6 protein-coding genes are annotated in these 6093 nt (G+C 71.4%); 1 reads left to right on the plus strand and 5 read right to left on the minus strand.

Annotation, left to right across the window (positions count from 1 at the left end; genetic code table 11):
- Nucleotides 1-15: 15 nt before the first annotated feature.
- Complete coding sequence (locus AOK08_RS19730; RefSeq protein WP_055527644.1) at nucleotides 16-1035, minus strand: hypothetical protein; 1020 nt, start codon at nucleotides 1033-1035, stop codon at nucleotides 16-18.
- A gap of 160 nt (nucleotides 1036-1195) precedes the next feature.
- On the opposite strand from AOK08_RS19730, the gene AOK08_RS19735 reads away from it, so the two are divergent.
- Nucleotides 1196-1891, plus strand: coding sequence for a Crp/Fnr family transcriptional regulator (locus AOK08_RS19735; RefSeq protein WP_079054137.1), 696 nt, complete (start codon nucleotides 1196-1198; stop codon nucleotides 1889-1891).
- 48 nt (nucleotides 1892-1939) lie between these two features.
- Here the strand turns inward: AOK08_RS19735 and AOK08_RS19740 are convergent, their stop codons facing one another.
- The 4 genes from AOK08_RS19740 to AOK08_RS19755 form a co-directional block, all read right to left on the minus strand.
- Complete coding sequence (locus AOK08_RS19740; RefSeq protein ID WP_055527649.1) at nucleotides 1940-3853, minus strand: hypothetical protein; 1914 nt, start codon at nucleotides 3851-3853, stop codon at nucleotides 1940-1942.
- Nucleotides 3850-4755 (minus strand): protein phosphatase 2C domain-containing protein, encoded by a 906-nt coding sequence (locus AOK08_RS19745; protein WP_055527655.1) that lies wholly within the window; start codon nucleotides 4753-4755, stop codon nucleotides 3850-3852. The genes AOK08_RS19740 and AOK08_RS19745 overlap by 4 nt, the downstream gene beginning before the upstream one ends.
- 283 nt (nucleotides 4756-5038) lie before the next feature.
- The gene (locus AOK08_RS19750) at nucleotides 5039-5719 is read right to left on the minus strand and encodes a vWA domain-containing protein (protein ID WP_055527667.1); all 681 of its coding nucleotides are present in this window, start codon (nucleotides 5717-5719) and stop codon (nucleotides 5039-5041) included.
- Between the two features lie 151 nt (nucleotides 5720-5870).
- Nucleotides 5871-6093: hypothetical protein (locus AOK08_RS19755; protein WP_422125755.1), on the minus strand; the 223-nt coding region annotated here is incomplete at its 5' end.

Consider the following 6093-nt stretch of genomic DNA (forward strand, 5'->3'; position numbering starts at 1 on the left):
CGGGACGACCGGGCGTCAGTCACTCCCCGCCCGGCCGCCGACCTCCAGCACGTCCTCGTCGTGCGGGTCGGCGGTCACCTCGTACCCGGCGGCGGTCAGGGCCGCCGCGTAGCGGGTCAGTTCCATCCCTGGGTCCAGGGGGTCCGGGGCGCCGGGCGTACCGGGTTCGTCGGGTTCGTCGGCCTCGCAGAAGTAGACCTCGAAGGGGGGCCGGTCCCGGTCCACGACGAAGCCGTCGTCCCAGCGGTCGTGTTCCCGGCAGCCCGCCAGGCGCAGGGCGTCCCGGATCCCGTCGGCCGGAGTCCTGGGCGGGGCCGGGAGCGGCCGGGCGGGGCCGGGTGAGTGGAGCAGCAGGGAGCGGCCCGACTCCATCGCCTTCAGGATCGCCCTGCTGTCCAGGTCCCGGAAGTCGGGATCGAGAGCGCGAAGTGCCCGGGTCGAGCGTGATCCGAGGTCCGGCACGAGCTCGCCCCGCAGGTCGCGCACACAGCCGGACCAGGCCCCGACCCGTACCCTCGCCGGGTCCGCGACCCGCAGGAAGTTCCCGGCGATGCCCAGTCGGGCTTCGAGGCCGCCCCGGAACTCGGTCAGGTGCTCCTGGGTCAGTACGACCTCGGCGCGGGTGTCGCCCCGGACGACGGTGTGACCGTGGTTGTAGATGCCGGCGACGGTCTGCTCCACCTCCAGGTCGCCCTCGATGAGGACCTCGCTGCCCGCGGTGGCGAGGTTCTTCGCCCGTACGTCACCGCGTACCAGGAGGAAGGGGCCGAAGTCCCACTCCCAGTTGGTGATCCAGTCGGTGACGGTGAGGTCCCCGTCGACGACCAGGCCCCGGTACATGCCCGGGTGGGTCTTCGTCAGCCCGGACCAGGCGTCCAGGTGGGAGAAGTCGAGCGGCAGACGTTCCAGGGCCGCCGAGTCGCCGGGGAGGACGAGGACCTCCCCGGTGTCGTCCGGACCTCCCAGGTGGAACAACGACCGGACGCCGAATGTCTCATCGGCCTCGTGGAGCGAGACGGCCCTGATGCTGTCCACGTCGGTTGTCCTCTCGTCACGGCAGGCGGCGGGCAGGATTCTCCCTCACACCGGCGCCCGCTCGCGCGCTCCGAGGACGGCACTCGCGGGCAGCCTTCAACTGACGGGCACGACCGGCATATCCTCTGCACAGCCGCACACCTGGACCGGGGGCGACACCATGGCCGAGACGGGCACAGGCAGCCGTCGTCAGGGCACCTTCTGGGAGGCCCTCGCCCCCGCCGACCGGGACGCGGTGCTCCGGGGGTCGACCCGTGTGTCGCTGCCCGCCGACGAGCAGTTCCTGGCGCAGGGCGAGGACTCCGACCATCTGGTGGTGCTGCTGCGCGGCTGGGTCAAGGTCGTCGCCCAGTCCCACGCCGGCTACCGCGCTCTGCTCGCCCTGCGCGGCCCCGGTGAACTCCTCGGCGAGCAGGCCGGGTTGGAGGGCAGGCGCCGCTCGGCCTCGCTCCACACGGCGACCACGGTCGAGCTGCTGCACCTGCCCGCCGCCCGTTTCCAGTCGCTGGCCCGCGCCAGTGCCGGAGTGACCGCCGCGCTGGAACAGACGCTGTCCGGGCGGCTGCGCGAGGCCGACGTCCAGCGCACCGGCATCACCGAACCGGTCCCGGTGCGTCTCGCCGCCCTCCTCCTCGACCTGGCCGAACGCTGCGGCCACCCCGACCCGGACGGCACCGGCGTACGCATCGCCCTGCCGCTCTCCCAGGACGATCTGGCGGGGCTGGTGCTCAGCTCGCGGCGTACGGTGAGCCGGGTGCTGGAGCAATGGCGGGGACGGGGCTGGATCGTGACGGGGCGTCAGTCGCTGCTGATCCGGTCGGTGGACCAGTTGAAGGGGCAGGCGTTCGGCGGGTGACGGCCGGGTTTCCGGGGCTCCGGACTGCCCCGTGGCCTGCTCCCGTCCTCAGCAGGAGGTGTGACTCACCCCCTCCCTGGGCGCCTTGAAGATGCGGTAGCCCTTCGTGTTCGTCAACTGGTAGGTGATCGTCCAGTCGTCGCACGTGTCGTCGGGGTTCGAGTAGGGCCCGTACCCGGGGTCCTGGGTGCTGCGGAAGCTGACCGTGGCGAGGGTGTACGTGCCGTCGTTCGACAGACCGGTCAGGACGATGCCGGACTCCTGGGTCGTGCTCATGTCCCGCGTCCAGCTCGCGCGGCTCTTGGCCGAGTTCACGTTCACCACACTGGAGCCGGGGTCGTAGCGGCGCATCGCCTTCGGGTAGTCGCGCTTGTTGATCGCCCCGTAGAAGTGGGCGAACATCGTCGCCACCCCGCGCGCCCTCGGATGGTCGGCGACCTGCGAGTAGTCGACGGTCGCCCCGGGCGCCGCGGCCCTGCCCACCTCGACCGGTTCCGCCGGGGTCACGGGCGGATCGGTGGGACCGGGCGCCGACTTGACGCTCGCGTCGGAAGAAGAGGCGGACGGCAAGGACGGATAGGGCGAGAAGGACGGCAAGGACGGCAAGGACGCGGACGAACCGGAGGAGGAGTCGCTGTTGGTCCTGTCCCCGAAGAACGGGATGTGCCCGGTGGTGGCCAGCCACACACCCGCGGCGATCAGCAGGGCCACGACCACGCCGACGGCCTGGGCGGTCGCCGAGAGCCCCGGGGAGGCGGAGGGCTGAACGGCCGTTGTCCTGCGGCGGGTTCGCTGCGGGGCGGCCGTGCGGGGTGCGTACGGCGTGGAGGGTCTGTACGGGGTCGACTGTGTGCGCTGGTTGGCGCGGTTGGGCTGGGCGGCCCGGGGCGGGGTCCGGCGTGGGGTCGGTCCCCCCGCGGGGAACTGGAACCCGGTGTTCGGCCGCGTCACGGGCTGCGGCCGGGGCGTGACCTGCGGGCTCGTCGGATGCTGCTGTGCCTGTGCCTGTGCCTGTGCCTGTGGCTGTGGCTGTGGCTGTCGTGGTGGCGCCGGCGGTGGCTTGCGCCGCTGCTGGACACGTGCCTGTTCCAGTACCCGCAGCCACTCCGGCATCGGCGGACGGGCGGCCGGATCGGAGTTCCGGCTGCGTTCGGCGAGGTTCGCCAGGGCGGACGACACGTTCCGCAGCCCGGTGAGATCGGTGCTCGACTGGTGCCGGTTGAAGAGCCTGGTGGCGATCAGCCCGAACTTGTACGTGTCCGAGGCCGGCGTCGCCTTCGCGGCCTCCGGCACCGCCCAGTCGTCCGTCTCGACCTGGGGCAGGACGTCCCTCCCGGCCAGCCGCATCGAGTCGCAGTCGATCAGCAGGCACTTGGGCGAGGGGTCCAGCATGAACAGGACGTTCTTCGGTGAGAGGTCGCCCACGGTGACCCGGTGCCGGTGCAGCCGGCCCAGGGTCGCCGCGAGGTCGATGAGCAGCCGCAGCCTGCGCCCGTCGTCGACGTCGAGCCCGAGCGACCGGGTGTAGCCGTCGGGGTTGAGCAGGAACTCCATGCCCTGCGGCTTCACCTTGTCCAGCCGGTCGCTGTCGAGCTCGAACTCCTCGGTGATCCGCTGCATGAGGAACCCGGTCACCGTGGTGCCGGGGTTGTCGCTCGGCAAGGGGCGCGTCGGCCGGGCGCCGGTGTAGACGAGCGCGATCGGCCAGGTCAGCCGCTTGTCCAGGAAGGAGTGGTCGTGCCGGTCGGTGCGGCCCAACTGGTCGAAGAAGCTGACCAGTCCGTAGAGCGCGTCGCCGTCGCCCGACACCGTCGGCAGATACTCCTTGTACGCGAGGTACTCGCCCGCGAACTTCCCGGGCGGGTCGGGCACCGCGTACACCACGCCCTGGCCCCCGTCGCCCAGCCGGTTCACCGGGAGGTCGCCGAGCTTGTCCCGCCCGACCCAGGAGATCGTCGTCAACCGGTGCCTCCCGGTGCGTCGTGCCACGGCCACAGGGCGATCAGCGTGCGGTCGTCGTCGTAGGTCTCCCGGGAGAAGTCGAGGAGATGGGCGAAGCCCAACGGCGGTACGGGGCGCTGTAGTCCGTAGTAGAAGTGCCGGGCCACGGCTCCCGTTCCGTCGCCCAGCGGATCGCCGAAGCCGTCCGTGCCGACCAGCAGGACCGTGCCCGGTTCCAGGGCGAAGGAGAGCGGGCGGATGACTCCGGGGACAAAGGGCAGCGGCTCCACCGTCGAGGAGTACAGCCCGTCCGCGCCGGCCGCCTTGCCGCCTGTCAGCCGGTAGAACCGGTCGTGTTTGATCTGCCAGGCCCCCGAGTCGCCGATCGAGATCAGGTGGACGAAGACGCCCTGGTCGGTGGGGGTCGCCGTGCCGGCCACCAGGGTGGTCGCGAGCAGTCCGGCCGTCTCCTCAGGGCCCGCGTCGGGGCGGTGCAGGATACGGCGGGCCTGTTCGACGAGTTGCCAGTGGACGGTGGACAGCAGCTTGTCCCAGTCGGCGACATAGCCGGCGCCGTCGCCGCGTACCTGGGCGAGCATCTCGTCCACGGCGCTGCGGCAGGCCAGTTGGGAGCCGATGTGGGGCTGGCGCGCGCTGGAGACCCCGTCGGCGACGGCGAACACGACGGTTCCGGTGCCCTGGTCCCAGGCCGCCGCCGCGTCGTCCTCGCGGGGCCGTCCCTCGTAGCGGTGCTGGTTGCCGCGTACGGAGGCGAGGCGCAGGGCCGCCTTCCCCGTCTGCCAGCCGTCGCAGACCGTGTCCGGACGGTAGGACAGCCCGCGCGGCGGCACGGTCTCGAACGCCGGGACGGGCTTCCCGATGACGATGGGCCGCCATGGTTCTTCGTCGATGTGCTCCCCCACCGACGTCCTCTCCGACGTCCTCTCCGACGTCCTCTCCGGCTTCCCTGCCGACCTCTCCGCAGACTCCTCCTTCGGCTCCCTCGCCGGATCCCCCGCCGAATCAGGTGCCGAGCCGGACACCGCGTCCGGCGACTTCTCCGTGGCGGGGACCGTGCCGGGATCCCGGGCGTCGTTTTGGTGCGTCGCGGACCGCCGTACCGGGTCGGACAGTTGGGAGGTGTCCGGCCGATCGGGCCCTCGTTCTCGCCCTGTCGCGTTCTGCCACCTGCCGAACAGGGCCACGTCAGATCACATCGATCGCGACGGTGAAGCCTTCCGGCTTGTCGACCGTGAGCTGTGGGTGGGCCGAGCCGAGGGAGCGGCCCGAGGCGATGATGCTCCTGGTCAGGGCGGTGCAGAACTTGGCGATGGCGTCGCCGACGTCGACTCCCTTGTTCACGATGAACCCGAACTCCGACTGGGTGGCGACCTCGTTGATGATCTCCGGGTCGGCGTCCACGATGCCGACGGCGATGATGTTGGGCGCGCCCAGGGTCGACTGGCGGTCGGTGAGCCGCCGGTGGGCGTCCCGCCAGTCCTCGCCCCGGTTGGGCAGCCCGTCGCTGAAGAGGAACACGGCGGGCCGGTGCACCTGGTACCCCTCGGCCTTGAGCCCCTGGATGTCCGCCGGGATCCGGCTGATCAGATCCTCGAAGGCGGTGGCGTAGCTCGTCATGCCACGGGTGGACAGCAGCGGGAACTCGCCCGCGGCGCGCAGGTCGACGAGGTGGACCCGCTCGATGACGTCGTCGGAGAAGCCCAGGACGGAGAAGCGCACCTTGGCCGCGGCCATCGGCTCACCGAGCAGCGCCTGGTACAGGGACCTCAGGCCGTCGTTGAGGTCGTCGATGTGGTCGAACATCGACCCCGACTCGTCGGCCAGGAGGTAGACGGGAAGCAGGTGCCCCTGGTTGCTTTCGGTCATCGTCACTTCTCTCTCACTGATGTCGCTGATGCCGCTGATGTCACCGATCTCGCTGAACTCGCTGAACTCGCTGAAATCCCTGAACTCGCTGATGTCACCGCCGTCGCTGCCGGCTTCGCCGCCGCCGCTGTCGCCCCTGCCTCCGCTGTCGTCACAGCGCGTCCTCGGCCGACCGGAAGCCGTCCGGCGTCGCGAGCGTGAACTGCGGGTCGCCCGCGCCGAGTCGCCGCCCGTAGCCGACGATCGTGTCCCGCAGGAAGGCGGCGACGCTGTGCGCCGCCGAGGCCGCGTCCTGATGCGGGGCCGCCATGAAGCCGAACTCGGGGCGGGTGGCCAGCGCCCGTACCGTCTGCGCCTGGGCGCCGCCCAGGCCG

Origin of the sequence: Streptomyces graminilatus, assembly GCF_001418565.1 — a bacterium.
GTDB lineage: Bacteria > Actinomycetota > Actinomycetes > Streptomycetales > Streptomycetaceae > Streptomyces > Streptomyces graminilatus.

What these genes read in the sequence shown, in the direction of transcription:
- AOK08_RS19735 (WP_079054137.1), top strand. Translation starts at nt 1,196, where the DNA reads ATGGCCGAGACGGGCACAGGCAGCCGTCGTCAGGGCACCTTCTGGGAG.
- AOK08_RS19750 (WP_055527667.1), bottom strand. Translation starts at nt 5,719, where the DNA reads ATGACCGAAAGCAACCAGGGGCACCTGCTTCCCGTCTACCTCCTGGCC.